The 18,526-nt window shown below is 57.7% G+C and carries 17 protein-coding genes; 6 read left to right on the top strand and 11 right to left on the bottom strand.

What is annotated here, in order from left to right:
- Window positions 1–9 precede the first annotated feature (9 nt).
- From F4X57_04525 to F4X57_04505, 5 genes are all read right to left on the bottom strand, one after another.
- A complete protein-coding gene (locus F4X57_04525; GenBank protein MYC06425.1) occupies window positions 10–642 on the bottom strand; it encodes a UbiX family flavin prenyltransferase in 633 nt (210 codons plus the stop codon).
- Window positions 639–1,538 (bottom strand): 4-hydroxybenzoate octaprenyltransferase, encoded by a 900-nt coding sequence (locus F4X57_04520; protein MYC06424.1) that lies wholly within the window; start codon window positions 1,536–1,538, stop codon window positions 639–641. The genes F4X57_04525 and F4X57_04520 overlap by 4 nt, the downstream gene beginning before the upstream one ends.
- Complete coding sequence (locus tag F4X57_04515; GenBank protein ID MYC06423.1) at window positions 1,535–2,992, bottom strand: menaquinone biosynthesis decarboxylase; 1,458 nt, start codon at window positions 2,990–2,992, stop codon at window positions 1,535–1,537. The genes F4X57_04520 and F4X57_04515 overlap by 4 nt, the downstream gene beginning before the upstream one ends.
- Window positions 2,993–2,996: 4 nt before the next feature.
- Entirely contained in the window at window positions 2,997–4,166 is a 1,170-nt protein-coding gene (locus F4X57_04510) for an adenylyltransferase/cytidyltransferase family protein (protein ID MYC06422.1), read from the bottom strand.
- Window positions 4,167–4,279: 113 nt separating this feature from the next.
- Entirely contained in the window at window positions 4,280–5,203 is a 924-nt protein-coding gene (locus F4X57_04505; protein ID MYC06421.1) for an NAD-dependent epimerase/dehydratase family protein, read from the bottom strand.
- Between the two features lie 256 nt (window positions 5,204–5,459).
- Here F4X57_04505 and F4X57_04500 point away from each other — a divergent pair, with 256 nt between their 5' ends.
- The 3 genes from F4X57_04500 to pheA all read left to right on the top strand — a co-directional run bounded on the left by F4X57_04500 (window position 5,460) and on the right by pheA (window position 8,545).
- Window positions 5,460–6,893, top strand: coding sequence for a hypothetical protein (locus F4X57_04500; protein ID MYC06420.1), 1,434 nt, complete (start codon window positions 5,460–5,462; stop codon window positions 6,891–6,893).
- A gap of 47 nt (window positions 6,894–6,940) precedes the next feature.
- Window positions 6,941–7,597 carry a TrkA family potassium uptake protein gene (locus tag F4X57_04495; GenBank protein MYC06419.1) on the top strand — a complete coding sequence of 219 codons (657 nt, stop codon included), beginning with the start codon at window positions 6,941–6,943 and terminating at the stop codon, window positions 7,595–7,597.
- Window positions 7,598–7,714: 117 nt separating this feature from the next.
- Window positions 7,715–8,545, top strand: coding sequence for a prephenate dehydratase (gene pheA / locus F4X57_04490; protein ID MYC06418.1), 831 nt, complete (start codon window positions 7,715–7,717; stop codon window positions 8,543–8,545).
- Window positions 8,546–8,669: 124 nt separating this feature from the next.
- On the opposite strand, the gene F4X57_04485 is transcribed toward pheA, so the two are convergent.
- The 6 genes from F4X57_04485 to rpmB form a co-directional block, all read right to left on the bottom strand.
- A complete protein-coding gene (locus F4X57_04485; GenBank protein MYC06417.1) occupies window positions 8,670–8,996 on the bottom strand; it encodes a YtxH domain-containing protein in 327 nt (108 codons plus the stop codon).
- A 16-nt stretch (window positions 8,997–9,012) separates the two neighbouring features.
- Complete coding sequence (locus F4X57_04480; GenBank protein ID MYC06416.1) at window positions 9,013–9,288, bottom strand: hypothetical protein; 276 nt, start codon at window positions 9,286–9,288, stop codon at window positions 9,013–9,015.
- A 188-nt stretch (window positions 9,289–9,476) separates the two neighbouring features.
- On the bottom strand, window positions 9,477–10,478 hold the full coding sequence (locus tag F4X57_04475; protein ID MYC06415.1) for a hypothetical protein: 1,002 nt from the start codon (window positions 10,476–10,478) through the stop codon (window positions 9,477–9,479).
- Between the two features lie 80 nt (window positions 10,479–10,558).
- Window positions 10,559–11,530: a dihydrodipicolinate synthase family protein gene (locus tag F4X57_04470; GenBank protein ID MYC06414.1), complete on the bottom strand. Its 972-nt coding sequence runs from the start codon at window positions 11,528–11,530 to the stop codon at window positions 10,559–10,561.
- Between the two features lie 26 nt (window positions 11,531–11,556).
- Window positions 11,557–12,801, bottom strand: a complete 1,245-nt coding sequence (locus F4X57_04465) for a glutamyl-tRNA reductase (GenBank protein MYC06413.1) — start codon at window positions 12,799–12,801, stop codon at window positions 11,557–11,559.
- Window positions 12,802–12,807: 6 nt separating this feature from the next.
- Complete coding sequence (rpmB, locus tag F4X57_04460) at window positions 12,808–13,014, bottom strand: 50S ribosomal protein L28 (protein ID MYC06412.1); 207 nt, start codon at window positions 13,012–13,014, stop codon at window positions 12,808–12,810.
- Between the two features lie 150 nt (window positions 13,015–13,164).
- Here rpmB and F4X57_04455 point away from each other — a divergent pair, with 150 nt between their 5' ends.
- The 3 genes from F4X57_04455 to recG all read left to right on the top strand — a co-directional run bounded on the left by F4X57_04455 (window position 13,165) and on the right by recG (window position 18,517).
- The gene (locus F4X57_04455) at window positions 13,165–14,835 is read left to right on the top strand and encodes a DAK2 domain-containing protein (GenBank protein ID MYC06411.1); all 1,671 of its coding nucleotides are present in this window, start codon (window positions 13,165–13,167) and stop codon (window positions 14,833–14,835) included.
- A gap of 9 nt (window positions 14,836–14,844) precedes the next feature.
- Window positions 14,845–15,687 carry a DegV family protein gene (locus F4X57_04450; protein ID MYC06410.1) on the top strand — a complete coding sequence of 281 codons (843 nt, stop codon included), beginning with the start codon at window positions 14,845–14,847 and terminating at the stop codon, window positions 15,685–15,687.
- A 223-nt stretch (window positions 15,688–15,910) separates the two neighbouring features.
- The gene (recG, locus tag F4X57_04445) at window positions 15,911–18,517 is read left to right on the top strand and encodes an ATP-dependent DNA helicase RecG (GenBank protein MYC06409.1); all 2,607 of its coding nucleotides are present in this window, start codon (window positions 15,911–15,913) and stop codon (window positions 18,515–18,517) included.
- The last annotated feature ends 9 nt before the right edge of the window (window positions 18,518–18,526 follow it).

The raw sequence follows: 18,526 nt of genomic DNA, 5'->3' as shown, positions 1-18,526 counted from the left end.
CCTTGGGCATTATCCTGATGGTCGAGCTGGTCCGTCGTATTGCATGCTTTGCGGAAGAGCGGCAATCAATCCGATACTAACCAGTGCCTTCTGCACAACATAATTCGCCACATCGTCCAGCGATTTCGGCTTCAGGTAGAAAGGCGGTTCCGGCGGCAAGACCGTTACGCCAAGCCGCGAGAGCGCCGCCATATTCTCGAGGTGAATGGCGCTGAGCGGCGTCTCGCGCGGCACGATGGTCAGCGGACGGCGTTCTTTCAGGCAGACGTCGGCGGCGCGGCGAATCAGATTGTCGGCGAATCCGTGCGCAAGGGCGGCGACAGTTGACATGCTGCACGGCGCGATGACCATGCCCCGCGTGGGGAACGAACCGCTCGCAATCGGCGATTGAATGTCGCCCGGCGCGCAATAGGTGAAATCGCCCAAATCGCGCCAATACTCAAGCGCCTCGCCGAACGAAGTGTCCATTTCTTGTTGCCAGACCATCCGCGCGGCGTTGGAAGCGGTCGCGATGACGGGTATGCCGCTCTGCAATACCGCGTCAATCAAGCCGTTTGCAATCATCGAGCCGCTTGCGCCGCTGATGCCAATGACGACTGGATGATTTGGCGCAATTTGATTCGTCACGGGAAACTGTGTCATATCAGCACCGCTGCTAGGGTTGCCACGAACATCGTCGTGGATACGTAGGCGTTGATACGGAAGAACGCCATGCCAAGGCTGGATAGGTCGTCCGGTGAGACCAGCCGGTGCTTATACACAAGAAAGCCGCCTGCGAGCAAGATGCCGATGTAGTATGGCCAACTCAAGCCTAGCCATAGCCCAAGCGCGAGAAGTGCGACGAGCGCGAGCGGGTCTAGCACACGCGCCCAGCAGAACGCGCTGCGCACGCCGAAGCGACTCGCGACCGAGTGTAAGCTCGCTTCCTTCTGGAATGCGTAATCCTGCGTATGATACAGGATGTCGAAGCTGCCTGCCCACAGCGCCACCGCAAGCGACAGCAAGACCGGCTGCCAAGTGAGGCTGCCGGTTACGCCAATCCACGCCGCGGACGGTGCGATGGCGAGCGCCCAGCCCAGCAGCAGGTTCGATGTCCACGTGAAGCGCTTGGTGTACGGGTAGAATATGAGATATGCGACCGCGACCGGCGTGAGCATCAGCGCGAGTGGATTCAGCTGGTAGGCGGCGAAGACGAAGACGAAGAGCGCCGCGATTGTCAGGATCGTCATATCGCGCAGGGAAAGCTTGCCCGACGGCAAATGCCTGCCGGCGTTGCGCGGGTTCTGCGCGTCAATGTATCGGTCGATGATGCGGTTCGCCGCCATTCCGACGGTGCGCGCGCCTACCATAGCGACGGTAATCCAGATGAACTGGTGTAGTGTAGGATGCCAGGTTGCGCCGTCTGATGCGGTCCACGCCGCGAGAATCATGCCGGTGTATGCGAAGGGCAGGGCGAATATGCTTTCCTGAAACCTGATGGCGTCCATGAATAAGCCCATCTTTCGCGCTGCCGAAATTGGGATTGCCGCCGCGTTCATATTTTGTACTCCCGCCACTTGGAATCGACGAGTGACTTGATTTCCTCGCTCATCACGATGTCGGGTGGCCATTCGCGATTGCGGCCGTCCAGCCGTCCCTTCGCGGTTGCGTCTATGCCCATCTTTGTACCATACCGCGGCGTTGCGCTGGCGTGTTCGAGGTCGTCTAGCGGTCCTTCCGAGAACACGATGTCAGCGCCCGGATCGAGATTTGCAGTAACGCGCCAAGCCACTTCCGACAGGTCCTGCACATCGACATAGTGATCGACGATGACGATGACTTTCGTCAGCATCATCAAGCCTAAGCCCCAGAGCGCGTTCATCACCTTGCGCGCGTGTCCCGGGTATTCCTTGCGGATGGATACTATGACGAGGTTGTGGAATATGCCCTCGGCGGGCATGTTGATATCCTTCACTTCGGGCAACGCCGCTTGCAGCGCGGGCAGCATGATGCGCTCCGTCGCCTTGCCCATGAAGAAGTCTTCCTTGGGCGGCACGCCCACGAATGTCGTGGGGTAGATCGGATTGCGCCGGTGCGTTATCGCCGTGAGATGGAACACCGGGTAGTCGTCTTCCATCGAATAGTAGCCGGTATGGTCGCCAAACGGACCCTCCGGTCGCAATTCGCCGGGCACTACATAGCCTTCTAGCACGATTTCCGCGTGCGCCGGCGCTTCAAGGTCGATGGTCTTGCACTTGACCATCTCGACCGCCTTGCCGCGAATGACGCCGGACGCCGCTATCTCGTCCATATCCGGCGGCAGCGGCATTGAGCCGGTCCATATCGTCGTAGGGTCGCCGCCGAGCGCAACCGCGACATCGAGACGGTCTAGCCTGCGCTCTTCGCCGTCGCGGAAGTGCCGCGCGCCGACCTTGTGCGACTGCCAGTGCATGCCCATCGTCTTGCCGTCGAACACCTGCATCCGGTAGGTGCCGACATTGCGCCGCCCGGATGTTGGGTCGCGCGATATGACAAGGGGCAGGGTGATGTATCGCCCACCATCAAGCGGCCAGCACTTGATGATGGGGAATGCGTTCACATCTGCGTCATCCCCGGTGAGCACGACTTCTTGGCACGGCGCGCTCTTGACCATCTTCGGCTGACTGCGCGCAAGCCCTGCCAGATCGCCAACGGTCTTGAGTTTGTTGACGATGCCGGCCGGCGGACCTTGCGTGAGACCGAGCAGCTTGCGAACGCGGTCAGTCAACTCGTCGATATGGTCCACGCCGAGTGCCCAGGCGACGCGCTGGTGCGTGCCGAATATGTTGATGAGAACGGGGATGTTTCCGCCGTCAACATTCTCGAACAGCAGCGCGGGACCGCCATTCGCGATGACGCGACTGGCAATCTCGGTGATTTCCAGATCGCTGCTGACGGGCGTCTTTATGCGGCGCAACTCGCCCTTGCGCTCAAGGAATCTGACGAACTCACGCAAGTCCTTGTAATTGCTCATGCGCTCACTGTGCGGCGCGGCTGCCCGATACGCCAGCCGCTCTGATTTCAGTGGAAGATATGTCGCTGCGAAACGCAGACTCCGGTATCGGGGTAAACATGGGCTCGAATCCGTCCGGAATCCTGACATCTGCGAGCGTGTGGAATGTGTTGCCATCGACACGTCCTGCGACCAAAAAGTCGCAGTCGTGTTCGCGCATCTGCTGTAAGGCGAGCAGCATTTCGGTCTCGCTGTTGCTGTAATACTTCTTGTCAAACAGCCTTACTGCGGTATCTACGCCGATGATGAATGTGCATCCGGGTAGCAAGTCCGCCTTCTTGTAGAACACGGGCACGCCGGTTAGCACGATTGGCGCAGCGCCGGTGAACTGTGCTACTCTGCGCCGCACTTCGCCCGCTTCAAGCGGTGGCTTGTCAGCGTTGGCGACGGATAGTTCATAGACGACCGGTTTGTCTAGCATTTCGGATGCCGTCTTCACCATTGCCGCGTGTCCTTCATGCAGCGGGTTAAACGACCCGGATAATATGCCGCCATGAAACGGTTCGTCTGCGCGCATGCTGCCGTCAGGATGCACGACTGCCTTGCCAATATGTCCTGCCATCAGCGCATCGATGGGATCGGCGTATTGCACGCTATTGCTTTCAACGTACTCGGTCGTGTCGAGATGCAGGTCGTCGTCGAATGGCAAGCATGCCGCATCGGATAGCGCACGCAGCACTAGCATACTTGCCAAAGCATCTTCACCGGCGCGGTCACGGAGTTCTTTGACGAAAGTCAGATTGTATGTCGCAACGCCCGCCGCGCTCCAAGCCGCGATGTGGCAACGATGGTCGCCGCGTTTGGTGCGGTCGGTGGCGATGGTAGCAGTGCACGCTATGCCGACGACGGGCGCGCTGCCTTCTCGAAGATGCAGCGCGCGTCGGTACGCGGATTTCGCCATTGCGACCGCGGTGTCTTCGGATACGAATTGCTGTGGCTCTCCGCCCACGAACTCGGTGAGCGACGATGATGCATACGGCACGAGTATCTCGAGGACGGTGCGGGACGCTCCTGCGACGCCAAGCAGCCACGAAATCGCCGCGGAGCCGGCACCGGCGACAGATATGACCGCCATCATATCGCTGTCGTGGATGCGCTGCACGAAGGCTGCTGGCATGGTGGATTGTGAGTTCATGGTCAGTCGCCGTGTCGTCCACAATTGACGAATATAGTTGAGTGAGGTCCTTCTTGAATTGTAGCAGATGAGGTCATAGCTATGGCAAATGGAAACGCGATTCGGGTTAGTGGCTAGTGAGTTTCGCGGTAATGTTCGATAACTTGCAGAATTCCGTCGTATAGGCTGACTTGCGGCCGCCACGACAGGGATTGGATGGCTTTGGACGGGTCGAGGTTAACATGCTCTGCTTCGCCTGGGCGAACGGGTGCGTAGCGCGGTTGCATAGATGAATCGCTCGCGGCGCGCACAGCATCGAATATCTCAAAGTCCGATACGCCGATACCCCAAGCAAGATTGTAGGTCTCGTTGTCGCCGGTAGTGTCGAGCGCGGCGGTGTTCGCGGCGACGATGTCGTTGATGAAGATGTAGTCTCGGGTCTTGCCGCCGTCACCGAATATGGTCGGCTGTTCTCCGCGCATGAACTGGCCGGTAAATATGGCAACGATACCCGCTTCTCCGTGCGGATTCTGACGGGGACCGAATACATTGCCGTAGCGAAAAATCTTGTGCCTTATGCCGTATGTGTCGGTGTACAGGCGGACGAAGTTTTCTACACTGAGCTTAGAGACGCCATAGACGCTTTCCGGACTTAAAGGGTGGGTTTCGTCCATAGGCAAGTGGTTGGGCTTGGCATAGACTGCGCTGGTGGACGGGAATATGATACGCTCGACGTCATGCTTTACCGCGCATTGAAGCACGTTCAGTGAACCGATAATGTTCACTTGGGCGTCGTGCGTGGGGTCATACATGGAGTTGCGGACGCTCACTTGGGCGGCGTGGTGGCTTACTACATCGGGTTTCGCCTCCGCGAATACTAATTCCAAGCCGTCGGGGTCATTGACGCTGACATCGAAGAACTTTGCGTATGGGTTCAGGTTGTCGCGGCTGCCTTCGGACAGGTTATCGACTACGGATACGGCGTGGCCTTGCTCTACTAGGGTATCGACTATGTGGGAGCCGATGAATCCGGCACCTCCGGTTACGAGTACGCGCATTGACTGACCTCGTTCGGTACTTTACTCGGTAGATATATCTAGGGTTGGCGCAAATGATTGCGGTGATATGAGGGCGAGCGTGAATTCTCATTGCCCCATCCTAACCTTACCCTCCAGAGGGATGGTGCTATTTTGACTTGAATCAAATAATTATGTGGTTTGAGACACTGCCAATTTTTCTTGTGATGTAATACATTGTATTGTAATGGCGGTGTAAGGGAGATTTCAAAGATGCGAATAGCGGCGAAGGTGTAGAGTGCTGAACATTTGGAGAAGGCGTGCGTCTGATGAGGATGGGGACGCGCTGAATCTACCACGGACTAATTCGGTGCTGGTGACGGTAACGAATCCGCGCCTGCAGTCGCGGTTTTTGACAAGCCCGCTCGTCATCATATATTTCTTCGTCGCCATCATCGGCTTGGGGACGCTGCTTCTGCTGCTGCCGTTCAGCACGCGGGCCGACGGCTCCGCTCCGTTCACGGTCGCGCTGTTCACCGCGACATCCGCAATCACCGTAACCGGGCTGGTCGTGCAGGACACGGCGTTCTACTGGACGCGCGCAGGGCAGGCAATCATCTTGGGCATGATATATGTCGGCGGGCTGGGCTTCATGACCATCGCCACATTCTTGCTCATACTGCTCGGGCAGCGCGTTACGCTGACGCAGCGCTTGCTGATGCGCGAAAACCTGATGCTAGACCAGTTCGGCAATCTGGTCAGGCTGACTGTCGCCATCGTCATAGTCGCTACGGGCATACAGCTGCTTGGCTTTGTCGTCCTGTTCATATACTTCTTCCTTTTCGTGTATCCGATAGGTGAGGCTCTCTGGCAGGCGCTTTTCCACGCGGTTTCGGGCTTCAACAATGCCGGTTTTATCGCGTTCAACCATCCTGGCGGATTGGCAGTCTTCAAGTCTGATAGATTCGTCATCGGCGTGCTCGCGATGCTGATTTTCATCGGCGGAATCAGTTACCTTGTGGTCATTGACCTGTTTCGAGCGCGGCGGTTTTCGCGATTTTCGCTCAACACCAAGTTGGTGATAATCGCGACTCTGGCATTGCTGCTGGTCGGTTTTGTGTCTTTCTACGGGCTGGAATCGGAAAACGCGGATACGATTGGCGGCATGCCGTTGGCGGACAAAATCGCGGTGTCGGCGTTTCACGCCGTCAGCGACAGGACTGCGGGTTTCAACATCGTGGAAACAAATAGAACGCGCGAAGGGACAAACTTGCTGCAGATGGTAATGATGTTCATCGGCGGTGCGTCAGCGTCAGTCGCGGGCGGCATCAAGGTCAACACGATGGCGGTAGTGTTTATCGCTATGATAGCGCAGATTAAGCGGCGCAATAATACATCCGCATTCGGCAGGGAAGTGCCTGATCGCCAAGTTCAGCGCTCGTATCTGATTATGTCCGTGTCGGTTGTGTTTGTATTCGCCGTTGTGATGCTTCTGAGTGTCACCGAAGAAGGCACAGACACGCTCGCCATCATATTCGAGACGATTTCCGCGTTTGGCACCTGCGGGCTAAGCCTTGGCATTACTCCAGCGCTTTCGCCCATCGGTCAGGTAATCATCGCGGCGACGATGTTCGTCGGCAAATTGGGACCTCTGATGATAGGCGTAACGATGGCGCAGGGTTCGGAGCAAGACCTGTACCGATACGCGCAAGAAAGGGTTACAATAGGGTAACGGGCATCAGGGTAACGGGTATTATTCATGCAGCAAGGTGAGCGCTTATGAAGATGCAGATTGTGGTAATTGGGCTTGGGCGCTTTGGCTCCAGCGTGGCTCAGAGTCTGTACAACAAGGGGCACGATGTACTTGCGATTGACGACGACGAAGTGAAATCGCAGATGATGATGGGCAAGGCGACCCACACGATCACCGGCGATGCAACGAACGAGATAGTGCTGAGGCAACTCGGCATACACGAGTTCGATGTCGCGGTGGTGGCGATTGGCAGCAATCTCGTCGCCAGCGTAACGGTTACGGTTATGCTCAAGGAGATGGGCATGAAGTATATCGTGGCGCGCGCCGGCGACCAGCTGCACGCCAACACATTGGAACGGCTCGGCGTGGACAAAGTCGTGCAGGTGGAAACGGAGATGGGCGCGCGCTTGGCACACTCGCTCTTCCACCCAGATGTGCAGGAATATATGGAAATCCTGCCCAATTTCGGCATCAGCAAGATAAAGGTGCCGAGTAGATTCTCGGAGTTCAGCATCGGCGAGTTGCCCGGATTCCACAATCCGCGAGACTCCAGCCAGGCGGTGCTGGCAATATCGCGCGGCAGGAACATCACGCTCAAACCTGAGAGCGAGGACCGGTTGCGCGCCAACGACTGGCTATTTCTCGCCGCAGATGATGTAATACTTGACGACTTGACGGCCTGATCGAACGCATTGGTTTCATCAAGCATAAACTGACCGCACGTCGTCTGAATACACTTAGATCTGAATACACTTAGAATTGATACGCGCGGATGTGCACACACACGGAGAAACGGAGCGATGGCACGAAGGCTTGCATACTTGGGGCCACCAGGAACATATTCCGAGGAGGCTGCGCTTCTGTACGACTGCGACGCCGAACTGGTCGCTGCGGCGTCACTGCCCGGCGTCATCGATTCCTTGCATATAGGCGAAGCGGACGAGGGCATTGTGCCGATCGAGAATAGCCTCGAAGGCGCGGTAACCTTCACCGCCGACCTGCTGATACATGAGACGCAATTCAAGATAAAGAGCGAGCTCGTCCTTCCAATACACCACTGCCTGTTCGCAAAGGAAGGCACGGATCTTGACGCAATTGAGGTCGTGTATTCGCATCCGCAGTCGTTGGGGCAGTGCCGAGATTACCTGCGGCGGCGCTTCCCGGACGCGACTAGAATGCCATCGCTGAGCAACTCAGCCGCCGTTGGCGAAATGGTGGACAGCGAATTGAACGCGGTCGCGATTGCCGGCAAGCGGGCGGCGTCATTCTTCGATGTGCAGATAATAGACGAGAGTGTTGAGGACAACCACAGCAATGCTACTCGATTCATCGTGCTTGCGTCGGAAGACGGCGCGCCCACCGGCAACGACAAGACTTCCATCTGCTTCCATTTCGACGCGGACAGACCTGGCAGCTTGGTCGGCGTGCTTATGGAGTTTTCAGACAGGGGAATTAACCTGAACAAGATTGAATCGCGGCCGACTAGACTTAGCCTAGGACGGTATTTCTTCCTTGCTGACATTGAAGGGCATCACGAGGATGAGGAAGTTCGCCACGCATTGGAGGCGATTGCGGAGAAGGCATCGACGATGAAGGTGTTGGGGTCTTATCCGAAGTTCATGTCGGAGTAAGTGGTGCGGCAATTTACCCAATCTCATCCTTCTCCAAAGAGGAAAGGGAGTTCGTCGCAAATAAGAAATCCCCGCTTGACGACATAGCCAGGCGGGGATTTCTTAATAAATTGCAATTTCGGGGCTAAGCGTTCCGCTGCGCCTCGGGGTCTGTAGTTTCGTCGGCGCTATCGGGATTGCGGTTTATGCGCGCGCTGACTTGCTCCACGACCGGGTTTATGCGCTCGCGCGCTTGCGCCACGCCGACCGATGCACGGTCTTTCGCCTGCGTTCTTGCCTGTGCCGCGAGTTCTTCCGCAACCGCTCGCATCGCCACGCTGCGCTCTACAAGGTCAGTGCGCGTATCAGATCCCTTCTTGGGCGCCAGCAGCAATGCCGCCAGTGCGCCAATTACGCCGCCGAGTATGAAGCCGATTACGAACGAGCCGCCGCCGCTGCCGTTGTTTGCCATCTTTGCTGTTGTCCTTTCACTTCTTCTTCGCTCCTCTGAGGAAGGCGAATATTTTGCCGACGCCGAAAGCAACGCTTGAACCAGCCGCTGCCGGTCCCACGATGTTTTCGGACACTGTGTTGACGATTTCTTCAGTATTGTCCAGTATGCGCCCTGCCGAGTTCAGGGCTCGCGTAACCTTTCGATATATTGCCACGACGGTGATCAAGATAACTAGGATTATGACAAGCACTAGCAGGTCTGTGATGAAACCCACGTAGAATGCTATGTCCTGCAATATCTGGGGGACCATTGCGCGTTATCTCTCTCCGCTGTCAATCAATCGTAGCATGGCTGTGTTAATTACGGCAAATTGGCCGTCGATGAGAAGTGGCATTTAGTCTGGCATAAAGAAGGGCGCGTAACTCTGGGAAGGGATACGCGCCGCTTTTTCGTTTCGACACAATTTGCCGGGCTGTCCAAAAGGCAACTTATAGCCAATTACGGCTTGATGAGCATTCTGACGAAGCCCGCGTCGTCGTCGCGCTGCGTCAGGATGCTGTGGTTGCGCTTTTCCGCCCAGACGATTACATCGTATGTATTCAGTACATCGGGGATTAGCACTTCGACGAAGGACTCGCCGTCGTTGTCGATGTGCTCCGTCAGGGCTGCGATGATGCCGGCGCAGGTCTTTCCCGTGCCATCGATAACTACCCATTCGTTGCCCGCGCTGCCGTTCGTCGAGCCGTTGCTAGACTCCACTGCCGGAGCGGTGGCGAACACATCGACTTCGCCGCTTAGGCGCATATCGAGCTGCCGCTTAAACTCGGCGACCGGCTCCCAGTGAACACTGGAAGTCCTGTCGTCCAACTTCTGGCAGGCGGCGCCGCGCACGCCCACGATGTCCGGGTTGATGCGCGCAAGTTCGTCGAGGTCGCTTATGCGCAGGTGGCCCGACAGCGCTGTGCTCATACCCGCTTCTTTGCCCTCGAACACCATATCGCGCAGTTCTTCCTCGCGGATAAAGTCGAACAGATTGCGGCCGTCTTTCGTCAGCGTATCAATCAGCCAGCCATCGCATTTGGTTTCGATTGCCAACTTGTTCATGTGATGCGGTTCAAGCCCACCGAACAGTGCGTTATCCGCGAACAGCGAGCCGATTAGCTTCGTCTCGAATCCGTCGAGCGCCTCGCGGCTGGCGTGCAGCGTCTCGAGCGCAAGTTCGTATTCGTGGTCCATAAATCCGACCTTAACCGATGTGGCGTTGATGACGCCAGCAGCATAGACTGCCATCGCGACTGTGCCAACCTGATGTGGCACGACGCCAAGCGTAACGCTCGCGTGTCGCTCCATTGGGATTGCCGTGCGAACATCACGGACGATATGCGGGTGCGCCGAACCGACGAGCGCTTCCTGCAAATTCTTCACATCAATAATGTCGGCGCCGCCCTTAAGGGCTTGCAGCGCCTCTTCCAAGTTCTGAACGCTCACCATCAGAATCATAGCGAGAACCTTCCTTGAATGTTAAGTGTTGCTCGTGTTCCCGTGCCCGTACTCCGGGACTATCCGCGAAAACGGGCAAACTACAGTTCGGCAAGCGCCTCTTCGACGTCCGCCTTCAGCTCTGTTTTCTCTTCGTCGGTCAAGTTGATGTGCGGCTGCCGGACATGTCCGCCTGCCATTCCCATCACTTCGCCCCAGTATTTGCACATTGGGGCGGGCAGCGCGCCGTTCGCCTTCTGCACTGTGCTCGCCCACCACTTGTCGGAGACCGCCTTGATCGGGCGTACATGCTTCGCGTAGAAGTCGTCGTCTAGGTCGCCGCGCATCGCCTTGTCGATGAACTGGTTGTAATAGTTTTTGCCGGGCAGGTCGAACCGCCAGTCCGAGGTATTGGCGAACATAACCTGCTGCTCAAAGCCCAGCTCGCGTCCCTTGAACATAATCCATTCGTCGGGCGTGCTGATGATGGCATCCCTGCCTAGCAGTTGGTGCGCTTCGATGGACAGGTCCGGGTTGAAGCTCGCCTCTTTGACGCCCACGACATTGGGGATAGAGCAGATTTGCCTGAGCCCTTGCGCGCTCATCACGATGCCGAACTGCGGCGAATTGTAGTACATGATGGCGAGATTGGTGTTGTCCGCGAGCGTCTGCATCCAGTCAACGACCTGCGCTTCAGTCTTGGTGACGAAGTACGGCGCTGCGCAGATTAGCAAGTCGAACCCGACCTCTTCCGCGTGCTTCGCGAGCGCAATCATGTCTTTGTAGGAAGTGTGTGTCACATGCGCCGCAATGGGCCATTCGCCGCCTGCTTCGTCCGCGACCACGTCGAAGACTCGCAGCCGCTCTTCCTGCGTCAGGCTCCAGAATTCGCCCATGCCCCAGGTGCAGCCGCCGCCCTGCGTGCCGAGCGAGCGAATATGGCGGATATTGTTGCGCATGCCCTCTTCGTCGAACTCGTCTCCGGGCGTGAATGGGGTCATCAGGGTTGTCCACTGTCCGCGCAGATTTTCGCGCGCCCAGCTCATTGCTTCGCTCTTAGTATATTCAGCCATTTCTACCTCCTAGTTGCGTCGGCGCACTACAGACGGAACAGGTTTTTGGCAACTCTAATCTGTGATTTAGTCGCTCCCTTTTTCAGAGAGTCGGTTGGGTCGTGCAGTATCTTGTTCACGATGGAGCGTGTTAGCGTCTCGACAACCTGCCGGTCTTCCGGCGACATATCGCCGAGTAAGTCGAGCGCCTTGTTCAGCTCACGGCGGCGGATGTCGTCTGCGTTCCGCCTTATCGCCTTCACTGTAGGCAGTGCGTCCAGTGAATCCCACCACAGCATGAATTTCGCAACTTCGTCGTCAACTATGAGTTCGGCGTCTTTTGCGGCGCGCTGGCGCTCTGCCATGTTCTCCTCCGCGATTGCGGAGAGGTCGTCAATGTTGAACAGCTGCACATTGTGATTATGGGCTATTTCCGGGTCGATGTCGCGCGGAATTGCCAGGTCAAAGGCGAACAGAGGCGAATCTTCATGGTCGCGCTCATGCGTGCACACCATGTCCGGAGTGATCACGTAACTCGGCGAATCCGTCGCCGCAATAACGATGTCCGCGACTTCCAACGATTCTTCGAGATTATGGAACGGTGCGACCGTGCCGCTCAGGTAAGCTGCGAGTTCCTGCGCCTTGCTTTCGGTGCGGTTCGCAATCATCAGGTCGCCGACGCCAACTGTGCGCAACGCCCGCGCGACAAGACTGCCGGCCTCGCCTGCGCCGATAAGCAGTGCGCGCCTATTTGAAATATCGCCCAGCACACGCTGAGCAAGTCGCACGCCTGCGTAGCTGATGGACAACGGATTGCGCCCGATGTTCGTCTCTTTGCGCGCTCGCCTGCCGACTCTCAGCGCGGCATGGAACAAGCCTATGCCGGTCATCTTGGCAGTGTTCGCTTGCGTGGCGGTGCTCAACGCCTTGCGCACCTGACCAAGTATCTGCGCCTCGCCGACAATCATGGAATCCAAGCCACTCGACACCTTGAACAAGTGCCGCACAGCTTCTTCGCCTGTGCGCTCGTAGAGGTGCGGCGACACGCTTTCCTCGGGCAAGTCATGGTATTCGGCGACGAATCGGTGTATCCGTTCGACCGCCTGTGGCGCGTCGTCGGTAACGGTGTAGATCTCAGAGCGGTTGCAAGTGGCGAGGATTACGGCTTCGCCCAGCTCGTCGCTGAGGATAGGCAGCGCTTCCGACACCTGATCGCTCATGAAAGACACGGACTCGCGGACTTCCAGAGGCGCGGTCTTGTGGCTTAATCCAACTAGCAGAATATCTTGCAAGACTGTTTAGCCCTTCATAAGCTGCTTGTAGTGCGTGCGCAGGCAGCGTGTGCAGAGTTTCATTCTCTTGGTCTTGCCGTCAACTTGTATCGTGGCTTTCTGCAGATTCGCCCGCCAGCGCCTCCGCGTGCGCCGTTTCGAGTGGCTGACATTGTTGCCCGATTGTCCCGCCAGCTTACGGCACACTTTTTCGCAGACTTTACTTTCTGCCATAGTTCACCTTTACTATTTCTATTGGGCGGAGTATAATCTCGCCGTAAGTTGTACATGCCCAACTGGCGCAAACGCACACGGACACACACGGGATTTCGCCTGTGAATTCGTACACAAAGATAGCACATTTCGGTTGAAAGGGCAACGAAAATGACAGTCGCGCTCCAAAATGCCACGCTCTCAGCCCGATGGTCGGGCGATGAATTGCTGGCGATGTTTACGACTGCCGCGCAAGTGTTGCAAAGCCATGTGAATCTTGTGAACCGTCTCAATGTGTTCCCTGTGCAGGATGGCGACACAGGTATCAACATGCTCCTCACACTACGAGACACGCTGGAAGAGGCGCGCGCGGCAGAAGGCGGAACGGCGGCGGCAGTAGCAAGGGCCATGTGGGACGGTGCGTGCATGGGCGCGAAGGGCAACGGCGGTTCTATCGTGTCGCAGCTGTTCAAGGGTATGGCAGAAGCGTTCGACGGCAAGGAATGCGTGAGCGCCAACGATTTCGCCGACGCGCTTCAGCTTGCAACAGCATATGCATACAACGCCGTAGGTAATCCTGTCGAAGGCACGATGCTAACGGTCTTCACACACGCCGCCAAAGCCGCACAGCAAAGCAGTGAAGCGGACGACGACGCGGAAACGATGTTGCGAGACGTCTGCACAGCTGCGCACGAGGCGGTGATTTTGACGCCTACGTTGCTGCCACGCTTGGAAGAAGCGGGTGTGGTAGATTCCGGCGGCTTGGGCTTGTGGATGATACTCGAAGGAGTTCGCCGCTGGGTCGCGCAAGACGACTCATCGCCTGACGACTTGGAGATGCCGTTGCCGGATGGCATTGATATTTCGGAGACTGCCGTCTCGCTCGATTTCCTGGACATGACTGAACATGAAGGGCATGGCTATTGCACGCAGTTCGTTATTCGCGGCGAAGGTATGAATATCGATGAACTGCGCGAGGAAATGAATGTGCGCGGCAGTTCCGGGGTCGTCATCGGCGATGCATCGGTCATTAGGGTGCATGTGCATACTGAAACTCCTGACTTGTTGATGGACTACGCGCGTGAGATTGGCGATGTCAGCCGTGTGAGCGTAGAGAATATGGACGAGCAGCGTGAACGGCTCGCCGCAATGCAGCGCAAGCAGGCGGAAGACGCGCTCTCGATGGTCATACCGATTCCCGTGCTTGCGGTCGCGTGGGGCGACGGTTTGGAGGCAGTGTTCCGACACGAAGGCGCGTCAGTGCTGGTCGCCGGCGATACGATGAACCCGAGTGTTCGCGATATTCTCGATGCGGTGGATGCCGTGCCATCTGAGCATGTCATCGTTTTGCCGAACAACGGCAACATCGTGCCTGCCGCTATGCAGGCGGCGGAAGCGGCCGAAAAGACGGTCCGGGTGATACCGACAACGAACATTCCGCAGGGCGTCGCGGCGATTTTAGAATATCAGCCGTATAGAAGCACGGACGATAACGCAGCCGGCATGGAAGATGTAATCGAAGATGTGCGAACCGGCGAGATTACCCGCGCTGCGCGCTCCGTTACACTTGACGGTATCAGCGTGGACGAAGGGCAGCTAATCGGCTTGTTCGATCGCAATCTCGTCGCGGCGGGCGAAGGGTTGGCGGACACTACGCTATCGATACTTCGCAGTGCAGAGGTGGACGACGGCGATCTGGTTACGCTGTACCGCGGCGATCCGATGACCGAAGCAGAGGAGAAAGAAGTAGTCTCGGCAGTCGAATCTGCATATCCTGACATTGACCTTCAACCCTACTATGGCGGTCAGCCATTCTACCACCTCATAATTTCGATAGAGTGAGTGAGTGTTATGACGATTCGAATTGTTACGGACAGCACGTCCGATTTGCCGAGTGATGTTGCGGATGAGTTTGGCATCGCCGTTATCCCGCAGAAGGTCATCTTCGGCGACGAGGAACTGCGCGAGAACATTGACATCAACGGCGACGAATTCTACCGTCGTGTGTCGAACAGCCCCAACTTGCCCACGACTTCGCAAGCGTCCGCCGGCGAGTTCAAGGACTTGTACGAGTCGGTCGCTGACGGTGCGGATGGCATCGTCTCTATCCATGTGTCCGCGGCGCTAAGCGGCACTGTCGATTCGGCGCGCTCCGGCGCAGAACAGGCAGACATCGGCTGCGGCGTGGAAGTGGTCGATTCCAAGATGGCCGGTATGGGCACGGGCTTGATCGCAATAGCGGCGGCGCGGGCGGCACAGGCGGGCGGCGACATGCAGGTGGTCATCGACGCGGCACAGAACGCGATCGGCCGCTGCGAAACCTACGTTCTGCTGGACACGCTCGAATATCTGCAAAAGGGTGGCAGAATAGGCAAGGCGCAGGCGATGGTCGCCACGCTGCTAAGCATCAAACCTTTGATTATCCTGCGCGAAGGCATCGTTGATGAGTTGGGCAAAGAGCGAACTCACAAGAAGGGCGTGGCAAGACTGCGCCGCACTACCGAAGAATTCGGTCCACTTGAAGACCTGTGTGTCAATTACACCACAACGCCCGACGAAGCGTCCAATTTCGCCGCCGAACTGCAGCACTTGCTCCCCGACGGCAAGCAGCCCTTCACCGCCCAAATAGGGCCTGCCGTAGGCACTTACACCGGCCCCAAAGCGCTAGGCATATCACTTCTGCGTCGGCAGTAGGGCATCTAATGCTTGAGAGTACGGTCTGGATTCATCCGTCGCGGTAATTCGGCAGCACCTGCTCCCTGTGGAGGACGGCTAATTTGGGGACAAGAGCGCCCGCATTACCAATATGAGGTGAATCGCGGCAAGGCATCGGCACTGACGGTAAGTCCGCAAAATCCCCTTTACACAAGCCCCGCGTCTCGTTTCGCCTGCCCAGAATGTGCGCTACAATTTGGGCATGGATAGAACAAGAGACGACACCGCGAACGGCAATAGCGCGAACGGCAACGAAAAGCTGCGAACTCTCGCGAACATTCTGCGCCTCGAACGGCGGCGAGGATACCGCAATGACGCAGTTATTGGCGGTTTGGACGCGTTCCTGCGGCGTTGGCAGGGCGAAATCGGCGTGCATTTGGACTTGCCGGCATCATACGCCGATATGCCCGCGGCACAGCGCAATCGTTGGGCAGACGCCATGCTAACGAAGATTGGCGCCGGTCCGTCCCAAGCCGGCGCGTCTGCACCGAAATCGTCCGAGTCATCCGTAAGGAAACAGCAGGAATGGAGCCAACCAGTTCACTTGGCAGACCGCTCCACCAGTGGAACTCCGGTGCAGAACGTGCAGCGAAAGCCACCTACGCCACCGGAGCATTCCGCCAAGTCCAACGCCACGCCGCGTAAGCCTGCCACCAGACGCGAGCCTCCTACCAAGCCCTTGAATCTGCGGCTTGAGGACGATGTTACGAAGATCCGCGGCGTGAACGCTCGCACCAAAACTCGGCTTGAGAGTCTTGGCATATCGACTGTAGAAGACTTGCTGTATCATTTTCCACACCGGCACGACGACTTCACGGCTGTGCGCAAGATCGCTCAGGTTGTGCCAGGCGAGACGCAGACGGTCATCGCGACTGTCTGGGAAGTTACGGAGACCGGTCGCGGGCGGTCGAGGAACGCGCAAGCAGTGTTGGGCGATGATACGGGTAACATCAGGGTAGTTTGGTTCAATCAGGCGTATTTGGTCAGGACGCTGAAGCCCGGCATGCGCATCGTCATCAGCGGCGTTGCGAAGGTGTATCGTGGGCGCGTCGTGTTCCAATCGCCGGACTATGACATATTCGACGAGCGCGAAGGGCAGACGCACGCCGGCAGGCTGGTACCGATATACTCGCTGACGGACGGTTTGTACCAGCGGACGATACGCCGCGCGGTCAAGCAGGCGCTGGACTCCGCGCTGCCCAAAGTGCATGAGTATGTGCCGGACGAGACGCTGCGCCTGTATGACCTCATGGGCTTGCGCGAGGCGATCGCATGCTTGCATTACCCTGATTCGCTAGAGCAAGTGGAAACTGCGCGCCGCCGTATTGCGTTCGACGAACTGCTGATGCTTCAACTCGTAGTAGCGCAGCGCAGGCTTGAGTGGCAGTCGTCCGGTGGAGCAATCTCTCTGCCGTCAGACGACGAACGGCTGGATGCGTTCTTGGCGTCGCTGCCGTATGCGTTGACGAACGCGCAGCAGCGCTGCCTGAACGAGATTCTGCGCGACTTGACGCGAAAATTCCCGATGAGCCGCCTGCTGCAAGGCGATGTTGGCAGCGGTAAGACCGTCGTCGCGGCCGGCGCACTGCTGGTTGCGGCGCTCAACGGCTGGCAGTCTGCGCTTATGGCGCCGACAGAGATTCTAGCCGAGCAGCACTACTTAACCGTCTCTAAAATGCTCGCCGGTGATTCCGCGTCCGAGGCGGGTAATACGCCATCCGAGTCGTACTTTACGGCTGTCATGCCGCACGACGGCAGTGAGGTTACCATCTGTCTGCTGACGGGCAGCCTGTCCAATCGCGCCAAAGACGAAATGCACAGGCGAATTGCGGACGGCGAGGTGGACATCGTCATTGGCACGCAGGCGCTGATACAGGAAGCGGTGGACATTCCACGCCTTGCGCTTGTCGTCGTGGACGAGCAGCACCGGTTCGGCGTGATGCAGCGGATGAACCTGCGTAACCGGGGCGGCACACCGCACATGCTCGCGATGTCCGCCACGCCAATACCGCGCTCCGTGCGACTGACGATGCTAGGCGATCTGGAATTGTCCACAATCGACGAAATGCCGCCCGGACGCCAGCAGATCCGCACGCACTGGGTAGAGCCAGGCCAGAGAGACAGCGCATACGCGGTCGTGCGGCAGGAAGTCAAGGCAGGCAGGCAGGCGTTCATCATCTGCCCGCTCATCGAAGAATCCGAGGCTATACAGGCACGCGCGGCTACCGAAGAGTTCGAGCGCCTGTCCAAGCTGGTATTCCGCGAATTGAGGCTAGGACTGCTGCACGGTAGGTTAAGCCAAGACGAGCGCGAAGCCGTGATGCATGGCTTTCAGCGCGGCGAGATAGACATTCTGGTGGCGACATCCGTCATCGAAGTGGGCATCGACATACCGAACGCGACGGTGATGCTCATCGACGGCGCGGACCGTTTCGGACTAGCGCAACTGCACCAGTTCAGGGGACGTGTTGGCAGGGGAGAGCACCTTAGCCATTGCCTATTGCTGTCGGACAATCCCGGCGCGTCCGCGCGCGAGCGCATCCGCATATTAGAGCGCACGATGGACGGTTTCGAGATTGCGGAGGAAGATCTGAGAATACGTGGCGCGGGCGACTATGTGGGCACCCGCCAAAGCGGCATGAACGATCTGAAGCAGGTTCGCCTGACCGACTGGGACATCATGCGCATGGCGCAGCAGGAAGCACAGCGCCTTTTGGATGCAGACCCGGGGCTGACGCTGTCCAAGCATGCGGCGATTGCGGCGCGGTTCGAGAGGTACAGGACGAGCCGTCCGGTGGAGATTAGCTAACGGGAGTTA

The sequence above is a fragment of the Chloroflexota bacterium genome (assembly GCA_009840355.1).
GTDB lineage: Bacteria > Chloroflexota > Dehalococcoidia > Lucifugimonadales > JADFKI01 > Bin90.
This window is presented reverse-complemented; position numbering and strand designations above follow the sequence as displayed.